11 protein-coding genes are annotated in these 18,857 nt (G+C 41.9%); 10 read left to right on the top strand and 1 reads right to left on the bottom strand.

Annotated elements, in window-relative coordinates; translation table 11 throughout:
* Nucleotides 1-145: 145 nt before the first annotated feature.
* The 7 genes from uvrA to galU all read left to right on the top strand — a co-directional run bounded on the left by uvrA (nucleotide 146) and on the right by galU (nucleotide 12,373).
* A complete protein-coding gene (gene uvrA, locus NSQ50_RS28500; RefSeq protein WP_076222333.1) occupies nucleotides 146-3,019 on the top strand; it encodes an excinuclease ABC subunit UvrA in 2,874 nt (957 codons plus the stop codon).
* Nucleotides 3,020-4,072: 1,053 nt separating this feature from the next.
* Nucleotides 4,073-4,282: a DUF2759 family protein gene (locus NSQ50_RS28495; protein ID WP_036678627.1), complete on the top strand. Its 210-nt coding sequence runs from the start codon at nucleotides 4,073-4,075 to the stop codon at nucleotides 4,280-4,282.
* A gap of 152 nt (nucleotides 4,283-4,434) precedes the next feature.
* Nucleotides 4,435-5,508, top strand: a complete 1,074-nt coding sequence (locus tag NSQ50_RS28490; RefSeq protein WP_370511375.1) for a S1C family serine protease — start codon at nucleotides 4,435-4,437, stop codon at nucleotides 5,506-5,508.
* A 27-nt stretch (nucleotides 5,509-5,535) separates the two neighbouring features.
* Nucleotides 5,536-7,449 carry a stalk domain-containing protein gene (locus tag NSQ50_RS28485; RefSeq protein WP_076222331.1) on the top strand — a complete coding sequence of 638 codons (1,914 nt, stop codon included), beginning with the start codon at nucleotides 5,536-5,538 and terminating at the stop codon, nucleotides 7,447-7,449.
* Between the two features lie 123 nt (nucleotides 7,450-7,572).
* Nucleotides 7,573-8,247: a hypothetical protein gene (locus tag NSQ50_RS28480; RefSeq protein WP_076222330.1), complete on the top strand. Its 675-nt coding sequence runs from the start codon at nucleotides 7,573-7,575 to the stop codon at nucleotides 8,245-8,247.
* Nucleotides 8,248-8,640: 393 nt separating this feature from the next.
* Nucleotides 8,641-11,163, top strand: a complete 2,523-nt coding sequence (locus NSQ50_RS28475) for a U32 family peptidase (RefSeq protein WP_076222329.1) — start codon at nucleotides 8,641-8,643, stop codon at nucleotides 11,161-11,163.
* A 322-nt stretch (nucleotides 11,164-11,485) separates the two neighbouring features.
* The gene (gene galU / locus NSQ50_RS28470) at nucleotides 11,486-12,373 is read left to right on the top strand and encodes a UTP--glucose-1-phosphate uridylyltransferase GalU (RefSeq protein WP_036678633.1); all 888 of its coding nucleotides are present in this window, start codon (nucleotides 11,486-11,488) and stop codon (nucleotides 12,371-12,373) included.
* A 75-nt stretch (nucleotides 12,374-12,448) separates the two neighbouring features.
* Here galU and NSQ50_RS28465 read toward each other — a convergent pair whose 3' ends face one another.
* Nucleotides 12,449-15,202, bottom strand: coding sequence for an O-antigen ligase family protein (locus NSQ50_RS28465; protein ID WP_076222328.1), 2,754 nt, complete (start codon nucleotides 15,200-15,202; stop codon nucleotides 12,449-12,451).
* Between the two features lie 132 nt (nucleotides 15,203-15,334).
* Between NSQ50_RS28465 and rfbA the strand changes: the two genes are divergently transcribed.
* The 3 genes from rfbA to NSQ50_RS28450 are packed head-to-tail and all read left to right on the top strand — an operon-like array spanning nucleotide 15,335 to nucleotide 18,855.
* Complete coding sequence (gene rfbA, locus NSQ50_RS28460; RefSeq protein WP_038573503.1) at nucleotides 15,335-16,207, top strand: glucose-1-phosphate thymidylyltransferase RfbA; 873 nt, start codon at nucleotides 15,335-15,337, stop codon at nucleotides 16,205-16,207.
* A 36-nt stretch (nucleotides 16,208-16,243) separates the two neighbouring features.
* Nucleotides 16,244-17,623 (top strand): ABC transporter permease, encoded by a 1,380-nt coding sequence (locus NSQ50_RS28455; RefSeq protein ID WP_244886397.1) that lies wholly within the window; start codon nucleotides 16,244-16,246, stop codon nucleotides 17,621-17,623.
* Nucleotides 17,624-17,637: 14 nt separating this feature from the next.
* The gene (locus NSQ50_RS28450) at nucleotides 17,638-18,855 is read left to right on the top strand and encodes an ABC transporter ATP-binding protein (protein WP_038573500.1); all 1,218 of its coding nucleotides are present in this window, start codon (nucleotides 17,638-17,640) and stop codon (nucleotides 18,853-18,855) included.
* The last annotated feature ends 2 nt before the right edge of the window (nucleotides 18,856-18,857 follow it).

Genomic DNA, 18,857 nt, shown 5'->3' with positions numbered 1-18,857 from the left:
CTCCAGAAAATGCGGGTGTCCAGAGGGTGCAACCCTTGGGGCCCTCCCTTGGAAGGGAGGGTTTGGGAGGGATCGAAAGGCTTTGAAAAGGCTTTGAGAATATTTTGAAATAAAGTTGAAATAGTTTTTTAAAGGAGAGGTTCCGTTGGCGAACGAAAATATTGTAATTAAAGGCGCGAGGGCGCACAATCTCAAAAACATCGATGTGACGATTCCACGTGACCGTTTCGTCGTGCTGACGGGACTTAGCGGCTCAGGTAAATCATCGCTTGCATTTGATACGATTTATGCTGAAGGACAACGGCGTTATGTTGAATCTTTGTCGGCTTATGCACGTCAGTTTTTGGGACAAATGGAGAAACCAGATGTGGATTCGATTGATGGTTTGTCCCCGGCGATATCTATAGATCAGAAGACAACAAGCCGGAACCCACGCTCCACGGTAGGTACAGTGACGGAGATTTATGACTATTTGCGGTTGCTCTTTGCACGTATTGGTCATCCCCATTGCCCAGAGCATGGTATTGAGATTACCTCCCAGACCGTTGAACAGATGGTAGACCGGATTATGCAGTATCCCGAGAAAACTCGGTTGCAGATCCTGGCGCCAATCATTTCAGGACGTAAAGGTGAGCATAAAGGACTCTTCACAGATATCTCTAAGCAAGGCTTCGTACGTGTGCGTGTGGACGGGGAACTAAGAGATCTGTCTGAGGATATTGAACTAGAAAAGAATAAAAAACATACAATAGAAGTTGTGGTAGACCGGATCGTTGTTAAAGACGATGTGGAGACCCGGCTGACGGATTCACTGGAGACGGCGCTTAAGCTTTCGGGCGGTAAAATCCTTGTGGATATCATCGGCCAGGAAGAGCTGCTTTTCAGCTCTAACTTTGCTTGTCCAATTTGTGGTTTTAGTATTGAAGAGTTGGCACCACGGATGTTCTCTTTCAACAGTCCGTTTGGAGCTTGTACAGAGTGTGATGGACTTGGCATGAAGATGGTGGTCGATCCAGACCTGCTTATTCCTGATGCTGAGAAATCCATCGAAGAAGGTGCTTTTTTAGCTTGGACTGGAAGTACTTCTAATTACTATCCGCAATTCCTGAAGTCGGTTTGTGAACACTTTAAAATTCCACAGAACGTTCCGGTAAGCAGTCTGACATCTGATCATATGAATAAATTACTGAACGGAACAGGCAGTGAGAAGGTCCGCTTCCGTTATGAAAATGATTTCGGTCAAAAGAAAGATGCGATGGTTGCCTTTGAAGGGATTATACCTAACCTAGAGCGGCGTTACCGTGAAACTGCTTCGGATGGTATTCGTGAATTTATCGAAGGATTTATGAGTGCTAAGCCATGTCATGTATGTAAAGGTAAACGTCTGAAAAAAGAAATATTAGCTGTGACTATCAATGATCATAATATTTCTGATGTTACGGACCTTTCAATAGGAGACTGCCAGCATTGGTTTGAAGAGATAAAATTGAGTGAAAAAGAAACAGCCATCGCCAATCTCATTCTAAAAGAGATCTGCAATCGGCTTGGATTCCTTGTGAATGTGGGCTTGGATTATTTGACGCTTAGCCGTGCGGCGGGTTCGCTTTCCGGTGGTGAGGCGCAGCGTATTCGGTTGGCTACTCAGATTGGTTCAAGTCTCATGGGTGTATTGTACATTCTGGATGAGCCAAGTATTGGCTTGCATCAACGGGACAATGATCGCCTGATCTCTACGCTTGCGCATATGCGCGATTTAGGCAACACGCTAATTGTTGTAGAGCATGATGAAGATACGATGATGGCAGCGGATTATATTATTGATATTGGTCCGGGCGCAGGTATTCATGGTGGACAAGTTATGGCTCAAGGGACGCCAGAAGAGATTATGAAAGATCCAAATTCATTAACGGGTGAATATTTAAGCGGACGTAAATTTATTCCGGTTACCGCTAAACGCCGTCCTACCGATGATCGATGGGTAGAAATACGTGGTGCTAAAGAGAATAACCTGAAAAATGTGAATGTGAAGATTCCATTAGGTGTATTTACAGCGGTGACAGGTGTATCGGGTTCCGGTAAATCCTCGCTTATCAACGAGATTCTTTACAAGAGTTTAGCACGGCAGCTGAATAAGGCTGTGAAGGTGCGTCCTGGTCAGCATAAAGAAATTCGTGGACTAGAAAATCTCGATAAGGTTATTGAAATCGATCAGTCACCAATCGGGCGGACACCGCGCTCCAACCCAGCAACTTATACAGGTGTATTCGATGACATCCGTGACCTATTCTCCAAGACAAATGAGGCTAAGGTACGTGGTTTCCAAAAGGGGCGCTTCAGCTTTAACGTAAAAGGCGGACGTTGTGAAGCTTGCCGTGGAGACGGGATCATTAAGATTGAGATGCATTTCTTGCCGGATGTATATGTCCCTTGCGAAGTATGTAAAGGCAAACGGTATAACCGCGAGACACTAGAAGTGAAATATAAAGGCAAAAACATTTCAGATGTGTTAGAGATGACGGTAGAGGACGCAACAGAGTTTTTTGTGAATATTCCGCGTATCCATCGTAAAATGCAAACACTGATGGATGTAGGACTTGGTTATATTAAGATTGGTCAACCGGGAACCACTTTATCCGGTGGTGAAGCACAGCGGGTAAAATTGGCTTCTGAGCTCTACCGTCGCAGCACGGGTAAAACACTTTATATTTTGGATGAGCCTACGACAGGTCTGCATGTAGATGACATTGGTCGTCTGCTTGAGGTATTGCATCGTTTGGTGGATTCCGGAGAATCGGTTCTTGTTATTGAACATAATCTGGATGTAATCAAGACAGCGGATTATATCATCGATATGGGACCGGAAGGTGGTAGCGGCGGTGGTACCGTCCTGGCAACAGGAACACCGGAGAAGATCATTACTGTCACAGAGTCTTACACAGGTAAATATCTGAAGCCGGTTCTGATTCGTGATACAGAGCGGACCGAAGCGCTTATGCTTGAGACGGCGGAAACCAAATAAACAGTAAGTAATATAACCTATGTATAAATAAGGCCTCGGTATCTTGCCGGGGCTTTTATTGTAGGTTGTAAGCAATAATTTCTTGAAGGGAAACATCTGACAACTAACAGCTAATAGATAACCTCGTCCTCTAGAATGGAGTCAAAGCGACTTAAGGCGTTGTAGGATTATCTGGTAATTGTGCGAAAGATGGCTCATAGATATATGATGTGATATTTCTAGCAAAAGTTATACGAATTCTATAGAAAAAATGGATTTAATAATAGGCAAGGTAGGCATATGTAGGACATGTTCGTAGTAAGATTCAATGAGGAGTATTCTGTTGATAGGGTTAACAAGTAATTGATTAACGTTAGGGCCAAAAGTTCCTTGAAAACCGAATAATTAATCATCATATCACTCTATCAAATAACTGTTTGTTAGATTAGGGAAAACTTCCCTGAAAATCCGAGTTTTTAGATCATATAAGGTGAAATCCGGGAAAACCTCCCCAATTATCGGGTGAATTTACTCATATACCCGGTTTTCTAATGATTTTTAGGGAGGAATTCCCTGATAACCACAAAATGAACTGTTAATCGGACAATTTTAGGGAGAATTTCCCTAATTCTTTAAAAACCTAAATTTTGAGCTCAGAATGTTAAGTTCTAAGTTCTAAGTTCTAAGTTCTAAGTTCTAAGTTCTAAGTTCTAAGTTCTAAGTTCTAAGTTCTAAGTTCTAAGTTCTAAGTTCTAAGTTCTAAGTTCTAAGTTCTAAATTTCAATTCACTGCTCAATTTATCTCAACTCTAAAGCAGTTAACGGACTTTCTATTGTAACCTTCACGACGAAAGAGATGATTGGGCTCATAGCACTTTTTCACTATGTTGCACTCAATTGTCAGTGATCAATCTCATCAATATTACGGATTTTGCAGGGATAAAATATATTTTTTGCGACAAATACATAATTTTTCTACAAAACCTATTGCATCGCCCAAATGGTAGCGATAACATAGAAGGTGATATGGGGATTACTGGATCTTGCTTGACAACATTTTTGAGGAGGTAAGGTTATGCTGCTTGCAGAAGTTGCCGCGCAAGGACCGTCTAAATTTCATACCTTTGATGTGTTTATGATTTTATTTACCATCTTGATTTTGGTCGGGGTTGTTCGACTATTGAAAGCTCCCCAGAAGAACAAATTTGCCATTGGTTTTGGAGCCGTTAGCTTGCTGGTTTTTGTGATCTCTGACTATGCCATGGTGATGCATTGGTTAAGTTAATGAAAGAACTAAATTGAACAGCTTTGCACCAAAAGACTCCTTTAACGCCATGGGCGCATTGAAGGCGTCTTTTTTCAAATTATATAATGTTAAATTTATCCATTTGCAAAGAGAGGGTCTGGTGAGGAATGAGGAGTATTGGGGAGAAGCTGGTGAAGAAAGGATTAGGTCTATTACTGTGCGGCGTAGTGCTGTCGGTAGCATGGAGTCAGTCGGTGTTTGCTTTTGATAGTACTAGTAAGGTGGTTAGTAAAGTAGCGGCAGAAGATCCGATACCTGGAATTATTAAAAGTATCACTCCTTCTGTTGTGGGCATTATCGGCAAAGATGAGAGTGGCGGGAATAGTGGCCTGGATGATCGGTACAATCTGACGCATGGCTCCGGCATCATTGTGAAATCGAACGGATGGATTATAACCAATGCTCATGTAATCAAGGATCTGCAAAATGCCATAGTAGTCACTTCGGACTCCAAAACCTACAGCGTTAAAGAAACATATCTGGATGAAGTTAGTGATCTGGCGCTGATCAAAATCAATGCCACCCATTTAAAGCCCGCCAAGTTTATTCCAGCGAATAGCAAAACAGTGGTTGGGGAGAAGGTTATTGCTATCGGAACACCGATTAGCTTTTCTCTACGAAATTCAGCGACAGTAGGCGTTATAAGTGGTCTTAACCGTGAGGTAGATGCGGCTTATCGTCTTATCCAGAGTGACACAGCGATTAATCCCGGAAATAGCGGAGGGCCGCTAGTAAATATGAAAGGTGAGGTGCTGGGAATCAACAGCCTGAAATACTCAGCAGTGGGCGTGGAAAATATGGGGTTTTCGATTCCGGCGAATACTGTGCAGTATATTATGAACCAGCTTTTAAAATATGGTGAGGTGCAGCATCCGAGTCTGGGGCTAGAGCTGGAGGCAAGCTGGTCTACGATTGTGGGATTGCCAACGCTGGACCCGCTGTCCGTCACGAAGGTGGTGTCTTCAGAAGCGCTCAAGTCAGGGGTTGCTGAAGGGGACGTCTTGTATAGCATCGATGGGCATCGTGTGGTCTCACTAGTTGATATTAATGAATTGTTCAAAAGCTACCTGCCGGGAGCAACTGTGCGGCTGGTTATGCAAAGCGATGGGGATATCGTCGTCCGTAAACTCGTGCTCACTCAAGGTGATCCGTTGTTAACCGGAGATGATTATGAAACGGATGGGGACGAGCACGCGGAAGAGTGATTAGCAAACTGGAGAGGGGGACGGTAAATGGGCTTGAAAATTTTAAAACAAGGATTTTGTGCGATGCTGGCCTTATTACTGCTATTTTCTATATTACCCATACAAACAGCATTAGCTTCACAAGGAGATAAGCTACAGCTGAGTCTAAAAGTTGGCAGTACTTCAGCTACGGTGAATGGTAAGAAGGTGGTTATCGAGCGGCCTTATACGGAGAACGGAACGGTTATGGTCCCGCTTGGGGTTTTTAAAAAGACGTTTGGCAGCACTGTTTCCTTAGAGCAGAACAATGTGGTAAAAGTAACCTATGGTGCTCATTCAGGGGCGATGACGATTGGGAGCGATATCGCTTGGAAGGATGGAATCAAAGTTAAACTGGGTTCAGCGCCCCGGATGGTTTCAGATGTGCTGATGGTACCGCTTCGCTTTGTAGCTGATGTGTTAGGTGCGACACTCTCTCAAGGGAGTGGGGATGAGCTAATGGTTACCCTAGTTCCTATAGACAGCGAAGAAGATACGCCAGAGGAGACTGGGATTGACAGCGATGTTGGTAAGACTCAAATTGGAAACAGCTATTTTCAATGGACACTGAATTATCCCTCAGGGCTGATTGCTGGAAATAGCGGTGGAGATGAAAGTGTGGCTACCTTTTCAAGTGCGGACAATCTATATTATGTGGAGATTCATGTAAGTGACCAGGCGGTTGCGGTAGATGCGGATGGGCTGCTGGAACAGCTGGTTCGGGAGGTCGAGGCAGGTGGGGAGTTGATATTGGATCGGGAGTCGTTCCCCAAAGCCGCGATACCTTATGCTAGATTGATCAGTAAAGATTCCAGTGGAGCGCTCTGGGAAAGCAGACTGTTATATGCTGAAGGTCGACTCTACGAGATTTATTTGACGGATAACAAAGCAGTTAATTATAAAGATTTTGCTAAATACACAGGATTACTTAACTCTTTCCAGCCTTCTTTTGATACTAAAAACAAAAAAATCCGTGATCTTTCTACGGTGAAAAGTGGATTGCGTGACGCGTACAATGAGGACTATGGGATTTCACTACAGGTTCCCGCAGATTGGAGTAAGGACGACCAGCATCTCTATTATGAGAGTAAGCAGGGAAGTCATCTGAGTGTGGCGGTTACCTCGGCACCTGCTGGTTCTACACTAGAGAGCTGGGCTGAAGATCTGAAAACGAAAACTAAAGAAAACTTTGTAGCGGATGCTTATGTTCTGAAAGACAGCAACAAGTCGGAGATCTCCGGTGTATCTGCACAAATCAATGAGCTACAGCTAAATTACGGCAACGGTGTTACTACAGAATATCAAGCTCTCATACTCAAAAATGGGTATCGCTATTATTTTGAATATGTAACAGCTGCTGGGCAAGATGACGATAAGGCAAAATTCAAAGCCATCATATCCTCTATTGATATTGATTTTGATCTGCTGAAGGAGAACTTCGGGCGACTCGCTAGTGATGATTATAAGACGCTCAAAAATAAGACATTAACCAAAGTATCCAAAACCTACGGTTATGCCATTGATATTCCAAGTTTATGGACACCTTATCAGGATATTTTTGAGACGCAGTCGATTGAATATCGCTTCAGCGGAGGACGTCTACAGATCAACTCAAAATCCGAGGGTTCAGTGGATTATACAGTTAATGTTCTCAAAGATGCTTATCAAAATAAAAATAATGATCCCAAAGGCCCTCGTATAGAAAGTGTAGTGGAGTCTACCTTTGCGGATGTCCCTGCTACGATCATAACTGCACATCAAATCAAAAATGGCATCCCTTTTCGCAGCAAGCAGGTTGTTTTCGGCAAAAATGATGTGGTCTACACGATTACCGTTACGCTGAATGATGCCAATGCCACTGCAGAACAGCAGGCTCTATTAGACAAGACGTTACAATCGTTTCGGTTTACAGGCAGCAAGTAGTTAAAAGAGTACCAATGTCGTAGCTGACACACGAATAGAAGCGTATAATTCAATCAGACGAAGAACGTCCCAGTTGCCGATTTGGCTTGGGGCGTTCTTTTTTTGGATAAAGAGGGAAAAGTAATGATTAATTCGGATTTTGAAAATGAACATCGGTTGTTACTAGAGCGACATTTGAGTCTCAGAACGGGCGAACGGAGAGGAAGATTACTTAGGGGGCACCAATACGCTGAGAAACTATTACTTAAAAATGTCTGGTGGCCACTATCCGGCAACTTAAAGCATTTGCATCCGGAATATGAGGTGTACGATTGGAATCGCAAGTCACAATTTCTTGATGTCGCTTTCCTCCCACCTTTTGGCCGGTTTGGATTGGAATGCGACGGATTTCAGAGCCATGTTAAAGATATGGATCGGGAGAGGTTCAGCTACTCTTTAAACAGAGAAACTTTTTTAACAGGTATGGGGTGGAAAATCATCCATTTTTCTTTTGATGATGTTCAGAACCGCCCTGAGATTTGCCGAATGCTACTTCAAACTGTTATTGGACCTTCCTTAATCCAGAAAAGTCCGGCGAATTATACCTCTCCCTTAGAACGAGAGATTATACGATTAGCGTGGAATTTAGGAAAAGGGATTCGACCCAAGGATGTTATGAACCATTATGATGTTAATTTTCGTACTGCTCGTAAATGGTTGCAGAGTTTAGTGGATAAGGGATACCTGCGGCCTATTATAAATAATACATATATTTGTTACTATGAACCGATAGAAGGGTTGTCGGAAGGGTTGTTTTAGGAGGTTTCGATCCAATGCTATCCAAGTTGGGCATAATGTGAATAACTAAAGGGTGGATTAGTGTATTTGATACAACATTTTATTGTATGTCACGGAATTCCTAGTGAATTGTTGTAAATGTTGCAACTTTTTGTACCGGTTGTCGATACTAGAGTGTGAGAATGATGCTTTATGTACAACATTTAGTTGTCGAAGCGCTGAATTGGGCAATAAAGTTGCATGTTCTACAACATTCATGGAGTAAAGAGCAAGAAGTCAGCTTCCTGACAGCATTATGACTTTTATTCTATATAAATGTTGGTAAACGCATAGCGCTCAAGTGTGATATTTGATACAATTATCAAGTTAATCAACTAGAAATGACCCGTCAAATGGCGGTTTGGGAGGATATAAATGAAAGAGCAACAAATACGCAGAGAAGACGTGGAGCTATTGGCACCCGCAGGTGATTGGGACTGCATGCGTGCAGCGGTAGCAAACGGAGCGGATGCTATCTTTTTTGGCGTAGAGAAGTTTAATGCACGGGCCAGAGCGAACAACTTTCGCATGGACGAGCTGTCGGAAATTATGGCGTTTTTGCATAGCTATGGTGTGAAGGGCTTTTTGACCTTTAATATACTGGTTTTTGAAAATGAATTGTCTGATGCAAAAGAACTGATTGATGCATGCGTGGATGCTGGCGTGGACGCAGTAATTGTACAAGATTTAGGTTTGGTCAAAATGATCCGCGAAATCTCACCGGATTTCCCGATTCACGGATCGACACAGATGACCATTACTTCGCCGGAAGCGGTCGAGTTTACTAAACCTTTTAGTTTGGAACGTGTGGTATTAGGTCGTGAGAACAATCTGAAACAAATTCGTACGATCGGGGAGCAAGCCCGCCTGCCGATGGAAGTATTCGTACACGGTGCTTTGTGTGTTTCCTACTCCGGTCAATGTCTGACCTCTGAAATGTGGGGCGGACGTTCTGCCAACCGCGGTGAATGTGCGCAGGCTTGCCGCCTGCCTTATGATCTGATGGTGGATGGTGAGGTAAAACCTATGGGAGACGTAACTTATTTGCTCTCTCCTAAGGACCTGGCAGCAATTGATCTAATGCCTGAGCTGATCGAGGCGGGTGTGACTTCTTTTAAAATCGAAGGTCGCCTCAAAAGCCCGGAATATGTAGCGAATGTAGTTAGTAAGTATCGTAAAGCGATTGATCGGTATTTTGAAGGCGATCTGTCTAAACCTTCGAAGGAGGAGGTGCGTGAGCTGCAACAAAGCTTCTCCCGCGGGTTTACACATGGTTTCCTGGATGGAACGAACAATAAGAAACTGGTAGACGGGACTTTCCCAAAAAGCCGTGGTGTATATTTGGGGACTGTTGAGCAAATTCTGCGTGACGGAGTGGTCTGCCGTATTCATGCACCGCTTAAGCGTGGGGACGGAATTGTTTTTGACGCTGGGGATCCGACGAAAAAAGAAGAAGGCGGTCGTGTCTACGACCTTCGTCGTAAAGGTGTGAAGCTGGAAGGCGAAGCCGGAGAAGGTTGGATCATCGACATCGTAGCCGGTCGTAATGATGTAGATCTTCGTCGTCTAAATGTCGGTGACCGCATTTGGAAGACAAATGACCCTGCGTTAGATAAGGCGCTGCGCCAGACTTATGAAACCGAAAAGCCGTACCGGGTATTTCCGGTACATGTTAGAGTGCAAGGCTGCGTCGGCGAGAAGCTGACGACTTGGTGGACGGACGTTCAGAAGAACGTTACCGTCCGTGTGGATTCGGAGCTCGCGCTGGAAGCCGCGCAAAAGCGTCCGATGGATACCGCGCTGCTGGAAGAACAATTCGGCCGCCTGGGCGGGACCGTGTTCCAGCTTGACGCGTTGGAGTCGCATCTGCAAGGCGACGTCATCGTCCCTATGCGCGAGCTGAACAGCATCCGCCGCCAAGCGGTGGAGCTGCTTGCGGGCGAGCGCCCGAAACCGCCCGTCTACGTGAAACGGGCGATCGAGGTTTACGGCGACGCCACCCGCAGGGGTGTCGCTCCGCAGCGCGCTGGTGAAGCGGAGCTCACCGCGCTGTGCCGCAGCCTGCCGCAGGTGCAGGCTGCGCTCGAGGCCGGCGTGAGAAACATCTACGCCGACTTCGAGTTTATCAAGCAGTTCCCGGCAGCGGTAGATGCGGTACGGGCTGCAGGGGCCAGCATAGCGCTGGCCACGCCGCGCATTCATATGCCGGGCGAGAACGGCTACCACGCGAATATTCTTCGCTTGCAGCCGGATGCTGTGCTCGTGCGTAATACAGGCGCGTTGTATTATTATCTGTGCCGCCGCCAGGAGCAACCGGATGCTGTGCATCCACGCCTGATTGGCGATTTCTCATTGAATATCGCCAATCATAAAGCAGTGGATTTGTTCCTTGAGGCAGGCTGTGACATAGTAACGCCATCCTATGACTTGAACATTCAACAGATGGTCGATCTGCTTGAGCACAGCGATACTTCCCGGATGGAGGTCGTTATCCATCAGCATTTGCCGATGTTCCATACTGAACACTGTGTGTACTGTACCTTTATGAGTGAAGGCACGGACTTTACGAACTGTGGTCGTCCTTGTGAAGAACACCGTGCTTCTTTGCAAGACCGTATTGGAATGTCACATCCAGTTCGTGTGGATGAAGGCTGCCGTAATACCGTCTATAACGCTGTTGAGCAGTCTGGTGCGGAGTATTTGAACAATTTCCGTGACCTAGGAGTATCTTCATACCGTGTGGAGTTCTTGGAAGAGACGCCAGAGCAAGTGGCTGAGGTAATCAGCCTCTACAGCCGCGCTCTGCGTGGTGAAATCTCTGGTACGCAGGTATGGAAGAGCCTAAAGGCTACTAACCAACTTGGCGTAACGCGTGGGCAATTGGTGAACGCGAAGTAATAAGAGTTAAGAGTTAAAGAAAAAGGGCTAAGTAACTACCAGGTAGATGCTGGTATTGCTTAGCCCATTTTATTAGATTTGATCTCGTCCTCACCCTAATTTGCATATACTAAATAATAGTATATTATGGGGGCAGCAAAGTATTTAAAATAGCAATTTGATTATAATTCCTGCCCTCTTATTTCATTGGAATAGATATACAAATATAACAAACACTCTGACATAAATGTGCTGTAACTGCTATAATTGAAAGAAATATGCCATTTTAGGGTACTTACAGATATGTAATTGAAAAGAGTATATGATAGAAGGAGTTAATGTGATGAAGATCCGTAAAGCGATTATTCCCGCCGCAGGTCTCGGCACTCGTTTTTTACCTGCAACTAAAGCAATGCCTAAAGAAATGCTACCGATTGTAGATAAACCGACGATCCAATATATTGTTGAAGAAGCTGTTGCTTCCGGGATCGAGGATATTATTATTGTAACAGGGAAAGGTAAACGTGCGATTGAAGACCACTTTGATAACTCTTTTGAACTGGAATTTAACTTAGCAGAGAAGCAGAAGTGGGAGCTGCTTGAATCCGTTCGTAAATCTTCCGAAATGGCAGATATCCACTACATTCGTCAAAAAGAACCAAGAGGTCTCGGACATGCAATTTGGTGTGCACGTAAATTCATAGGAAACGAACCGTTTGCTGTCCTGCTAGGCGATGATATTGTTGAAGCGAATAAACCTTGTCTTAAACAGATGATAGATGTTTATGACGAGTATAAATCTTCTATCGTGGGTGTTCAGCCTGTTCCATGGGAAGAAGTATCACGGTATGGTGTTGTAGATGCTTCGCCTTTGGCAGAACGGGTATATAAAGCTAATCGTCTAGTAGAAAAGCCAAAGAGAGAAGAGGCTCCTTCTAATCTAGCAATTTTAGGACGATACATCTTAACTCCACGTATCTTCGATATGCTAGGTGAGCAGCAGGTAGGTGTAGGTGGAGAGATTCAACTTACTGATGCGATAGCACGTCTAAGCGAGGTTGAACGAATTATTGCCTATGACTTTGAAGGTAAACGTCATGATGTGGGTGAGAAAATGGGCTTTATCCAGACTACCATTCATTATGCACTTCAACACGAGGAACTTAAAGATGACTTGCTTCGTTATATGAAAGAGCTTGTCGAGAGCGAAGCAGCTAAGGTCGGGCTATAAGTAAATCTCATATAATCTAAAAAAAGGCGCGCCGCTGTTATTACAGTGGCGCGCCTTTATGGTTTCTTTCTTTTATTAAAATAGTGAATTTGTAATGGCCTCAACTTGTGCTGCTTCCGCAGGATCAGCTGCGATCAGCGAATCGTATAGTGCCTGATCCTCGCCACCAGTTTTCGCCAGTGCAGCAAGGTACCAACGAGCAATCTCACGATTGGTTGCATCAGCGAAATCTTGGCTTAAGGCTGTTTTTAAGATGGAGGCTGCAATTTGTATCTTTCCAGACATATATTGCATTTTTCCTACCTTCAGTGTCACATCCGGAGTAAATGTCTTCGAAGGATCATTATCCGCAAGTACATGATCGTAGGCCAAAAGCCCAATAACAAAGCCAGCTTTCATGTTGTCTATTCTATCTGGATTATCTTGTTGTGCATAAGCTGCCTGCCCCAAATCAAATGAACGGCTGATGAGTGAACTGTACCAATTTATATCCCATGGAGTTTCACTGTTCATAATATCCGTGTAATTAGCATCTGAATTAAGCTTGAGAGTGGTCTTCGCCGCATCCTCTTGTCCGGATAAAAGTTGCATTTTGCCAACGTTTAAAGCAATAGTTGGCGTTACTGAGAAAGGACGCCCTTGCAGTTGTTCTGGTGGAAGAGTCTTCAGATGTTCAATCCCAGCTAGAACGTGGTTATATGCTTCTTGCACTTCATTGAAATACTCTTGTTTCTTTGTCTCATCCTTTTGATTAAGTGCTTGCTGACCTAAGGCAAAGGAACGGCTGATTATTGCATCATACCAATCGATATCCCAGTTGAACTTATCTGCGTTGTCACGGTAAATACCCAAGGCGACGTCGCTTTGACCTTTCAGATCGTAGTAGCTCACTAATTGGAGCAGAAGATTTTTGTTGTATGGCTCATCTTTGAGTGCGCGAGTTAATACACTGTATGCCTCGTCAAGGAACTGTTCCTGTTGTGTTTGACTAAATACCTGCTGATCCAAGGCCGATAGATAAATTGTCGATTCTGGATGACTTGGACGTTTGTTCAAAGTCTCAATCAATGGGGCTCTAAGCTCTTCGTAGGAAGTGCTATAACTTCTCAATTGTTTAGCTTTCAAAGCAGAGTTACTGGAGCCAATATAGCTGATTGACAAGAACACTAGGAACAAGGTTCCTAAAGAAAGCACAGCGAGGTATCCAAAACGGATGCCCGCTTTATTCCAATTTTTCCGCAGTGGCTTGCTATCCATAACGGAGGCCATTCCGGCAAGGCCAATAAAAACTAGTATGCCCATAAAGGCATAACTCATGTTGAAATCAAGTAGACTGTGCACAAGAATAGATAGAGCAATAATTAGATAGAAGAAACCATTCTCAAATTCGTTTTTATCCCGTTTTACATATCCACGAATATATTTATAGAAGATATACAGAATGAAGCTCATAAATATGATAAATCCAACAATACCTACTTCAATGAGGAATTGTAAGAAGAAGTTATGCACCTGCCGGCTTGTATAAGGGTTGTTCTGATAATGCTCATACAGTGATGCCCAGCCTCCTCCACCAGCACCGAGGACCGGATAATCCTTAACCACCTTCACGGCATCCTTATAAAAAGTAATCCGCTCGAGTACGCTATGTTGCTGGAGATTGATGTTCTCGAGGCGAGTCTCCATATTGTCAGGTAAGATGCTTTTTGCACTCGTACCGATAAGCAAGAAAGCTACAATAGCAATTAGAGCGACAGATCCGAGCGGAATCCAAAGACCTGTCCGTTTACGTGACGACACTTTCTCCAATTTCATATGTAACCATGGAGATACGAAACGTTGGATCATCCAGCCGATAATGGCAACAACTATTGAAGCACCCAGCAGGTATCCCCAACCCTTTAAGGCAGCGGATGAAGTGAAATTTGTATTTAACTCTAAGCCCAGATTGGTCACTGGAGTTGTAATTAGTAGCGAAGCAATACCAGCAACTCCTAGATGCAGAATCCAAAGGATTTGCTGTGCAGGTTTTAGGAATAGAAGTAGGAGTATGAATACTACAGGTAGCAGGACTAAGCCGCCACGAGATAACGTCAGTAAGATAGAAACAATGATAGGTACCAACATAAAGCTGTGTGTTAACGTTCCATACCAATTTTTAGAGCGAATAAGCGCGAATATCGCTACAAATAGAAAGGCCATCAAGAAGGCAGCGTACGTATTTGCGTACTGAAAGATCGAAGTCAGACGAAGTCCGTTAGAGTCAGTCATAACAGCATCTAAATAGACATCATTTCGGACGGTGTTTGAGAACCAACCTATAAGATCTCCTGCTAATTTACCACTGCCTAGCCAATTTAAAAGTCCAAAACCCACTATAAAATACGCAATCGCTAATATAGCATTTTGAATGACAACATTTACTTGCTTTTGCTTCATGAGATAAAAGGCTATAATGAAAACTGCGGCATATGTACACTGAATGAACAGCATATTCATCGCCGTATAATGCGAAACTGCGACAAACAGTGACAGAGCATAGGTCACAGGGAGCAATAATGCTGCCCAAGCTACTAAATCACTCTGCTCTTCAAGCTTGAATTTTTTGTAGTTCAAGCCAACACAGACTAGCAGCATCAGTGCGCTTAATAGTGCGGATACGTATATTGGCTTCTCGTAATCTACTAGCGATCCATTAAACAATCCCACTTGAAATGGGGTCCAACACAAAAATAGAATAAAACCAACAACTAATGCCCAAATCGGACTTGCTATCTTTTCAACATTTCTCGACTGAGCGGCGTTTTTACCGTATACTGGTTTCGACACGTTATAATCTCCTTTTCCTGTAATTACATGAGTATTAATAGCATACATGTAGTATTTTACTACAAGACTAGTAAACAGTAACAGTTATTCCTAAAGAATAATAACACTAATTAATGAACGAGGCGATCAATTTTGAAAGGCATAATATTAGCAGGAGGTTCTGGGACTAGGTTGTATCCACTAACAAGAGCTATATCAAAGCAGATGCTTCCGATTTACGATAAACCTATGATTTATTATCCGCTATCAGTTTTGATGTTGGCGGGTATAAAGGAAGTTTTAATTATATCTACTCCTCGAGACTTACCTTTTTTCGAAAATTTACTAGGAGATGGTTCAGCTTTAGGAATGAAGTTGATGTATAAAGTTCAAAGTGAACCCAATGGATTAGCGGAAGCGTTCATTTTGGGTGCTGATTTTATTGATGGTGATGCTGTTTCTCTTGTATTAGGAGATAATATCTTTTATGGTCTTAATTTCTCTAAGATATTGCAAGAATCCTCTAAACTAGAAGAAGGAGCCTTAATATTTGGCTGCTACGTAAATGACCCTAAAGCGTACGGTGTGGTAGAGTTTGATCAGGATAAGAGAGTGATTTCAATTGAAGAAAAACCACGAAATCCTAAATCGAATTTTGCAGTTCCTGGGCTCTATTTTTTCGACAAAGATGTTGTGCAAATCGCGCGTAACGTAGAACCATCTGCAAGAGGGGAATTAGAGATAACTTCTGTAATTGAAAAATATCTGGAGCAGGATAAATTAAAAGTTGAACTAATGGGAAGAGGTATGGCATGGCTAGATACGGGAACACATGACTCCTTACTGCAAGCTTCGAATTTTGTAGAGGCCATTCAGAAAAGACAAGGGCTTTATATATCTTGTGTTGAAGAAATAGCGTTTCGCATGAATTATATTGGGAAAGAACAGTTAGTAGCATTGGCGGAGCCTCTTTTGAAAACTGATTATGGAAAATACTTAATTGATGTTGCGGAAGGTAATGTCTGAGATTGTTATATATAATTAGCAGAGGGGCACTATATAGTGAGATTTAGTAAAAAAAGACTTGCGAAATTTGGAATTGTTGGAGTGATATCTCTTTTTATTTTTTACGCTTTTTTCATATTTTTTATTCAACCATCTAACAAAATGAAATTGGAGCTAACTGTAAAGAGTGGAGAAAAAGATTATTTTCAAGTGTATTTTTTAAAGAATAATGAGCAGTTAAATGAGGAACAGTCGGTAGTTGCGAATTATAATAAAGTGGGAAAGTTTGAACCACTTAAGTTCCCTTTAGATGATGATGTTCAAAAATTAAGATTAGATTTAGGTACAAAACCTGGAGATTTATTTATAAGCAATATATCTATTAGCTCACCCTTACACTCTTATGAAATCAACATGAAAGATATTGATTTAAAAAACAGTAATCAAGTAGAAAATTTAAAATACGAACAAGGAAATTTGTCTGTTTCAGTTTTAGGAGAAGATCCTTATATTGAATTTGTTCCTTCGAACGAGATAAAAGAAAATATAATAAAAGATAATCAAACAGTTCAGCAACTTCTTGCCTTTGGTATAGCATTATTAACTGCTATTATTTTTTTAGTTTTTGTGAAATTACGTTCTGATATCAAATATTTATTTCAAGAGCTGTATTACAATAAGAAGATGCTCTATTTCTTATCGGTAAATGATTTTAAAACAAAGTATGCAGGTTCATATTTGGGTGTGATTTGGGCATTCGTACAGCCAGTCGTTACTGTTTTGATATATTGGTTTGTTTTTGAAGTTGGATTTAGATCGGGTTCGGTACATAGTGTTCCTTTTATACTATGGTTAGTGGCAGGTATTGTTCCGTGGTTCTTTTTTGCGGAAGCCTGGGGAAGTGCGACAAATTGCCTAATGGAGTATAGTTATTTAGTAAAAAAAATAGTTTTCCAAATTAGATTACTTCCTTTAGTGAAGATAACATCTTCTTTCTTTGTACATTTATTTTTTGTTATTCTGACCTTTATTATCTTCCTTCTGTATGGTGTTAATCCCTCTATGTACGCTACACAGGTAGTGTACTACTCATTGTGTACGATCTGTTTTGTCTTTAGTTTATCGCTCATTTCGAGTTCCCTCATAGTCTTCTTTAAAGATTTAGGACAAATTATTAGCTTGATATTACAGTTTGGTATGTGGTTAACCCCAATTTTGTGGAGTTCAACTATGCTTCCGGCCTCTTATCGTTGGATACTTAAAGTGAATCCTGTCTATTATATTGTCGAAGGATATCGTGATGCTCTAATTAATAAGGTATGGTTCTGGGAACGGTATAACCAATCTATTTATTTTTGGTTACTCACATCGATATTGTTCTTAATAGGTATTACAATTATGAAGAGAATGAAACCACATTTTGCAGATGTGCTTTAGAAAAGGTGAGGGATATGAGTAAAGAGTTGGCTATTAGAGCTGAAAATATAACAAAAGTGTACAAGCTTTATGAGAAGCCTGTACACCGTTTAAAAGAGTCTTTGAGTATTCGGAAAATGACTTACCATCGTCCCTTCTATGCACTTAACGATGTTAGCATGGAAATATATAGAGGCGAAGTAGTTGGTATAATTGGAAAGAACGGATCAGGGAAGTCTACAATTCTAAAAATTATTACTGGTGTGTCATCACCTACCTCTGGAGGGGTTTATGTTAATGGCAAAGTCTCTGCATTATTAGAACTTGGTGCAGGATTTAACTTGGAGTATACAGGTATAGAAAATATATACTTGAATGGTATGATGATGGGGTTTGGTCGAGAGGAAATGGATGCAAAATTAAATAGTATTCTGGAATTTGCAGATATAGGTGATTTTGTTTATCAACCAGTTAAAGCTTATTCCAGTGGTATGTTCGCAAGGTTAGCTTTTTCAGTAGCTATTAATGTGGATCCAGAAATATTAATAGTCGATGAGGCGTTGGCAGTTGGTGACCTGAAATTCCAAATAAAATGTATGGAAAAGTTTAGTGAGTTTCGAGACAAGGGTAAAACTATATTATTTGTTTCTCATGATATAAACAGTATAAAGCGTTATTGCAACAGAGCAATCTGGTTGAATTCAGGAAGGATCGAAGCACAGGGCGACACCGACTTGATATGTGATCGTTATACCGATTATCTGAAATACGGCGAAAAATCTACAAAATCTAATGAAAATGAGGATAATAAAGAAAAATTAAAACTGAATGATGATATGATAGGTGTTATCGAAAGATTTCAGATTATTGATACTAATGGTAAGGAAATTGATGAAATCGAATATAACTCCAATTTCAATTTAAAGATTGATTTTGAAATGAATACTGATAATTTAGATATAGTTATTGGGGTAGCTATTCATACTATCGATGATATCTACGTCTGCGGTGTTAATACTTTATTAGATAAAGAAAAAGTTTCTTATAAAAAAGGAATAAACACTATTTATTTGGAATACGAAGGATTTAATTTATTGGGTGGCAGCTATTATTTTGATGTAGCAATTTTTGAAAACAATGCTCATGTACCCATTGATTATAGAGCAAGAATTAAAGAGTTTTTTGTAAGATCTGCTTATATAGGTGAGGGTATTTGTGTTCTTCCGCATAAATGGAAAATGGATGGTGATTGATA

Origin of the sequence: Paenibacillus sp. FSL R10-2788 (genome assembly GCF_038003885.1) — a bacterium.
Classification (GTDB): Bacteria; Bacillota; Bacilli; order Paenibacillales; family Paenibacillaceae; genus Paenibacillus_AQ; species Paenibacillus_AQ odorifer.
Note: the sequence above shows the minus strand (reverse complement) of the source record. Positions and strands in the feature narration are given on the sequence as shown.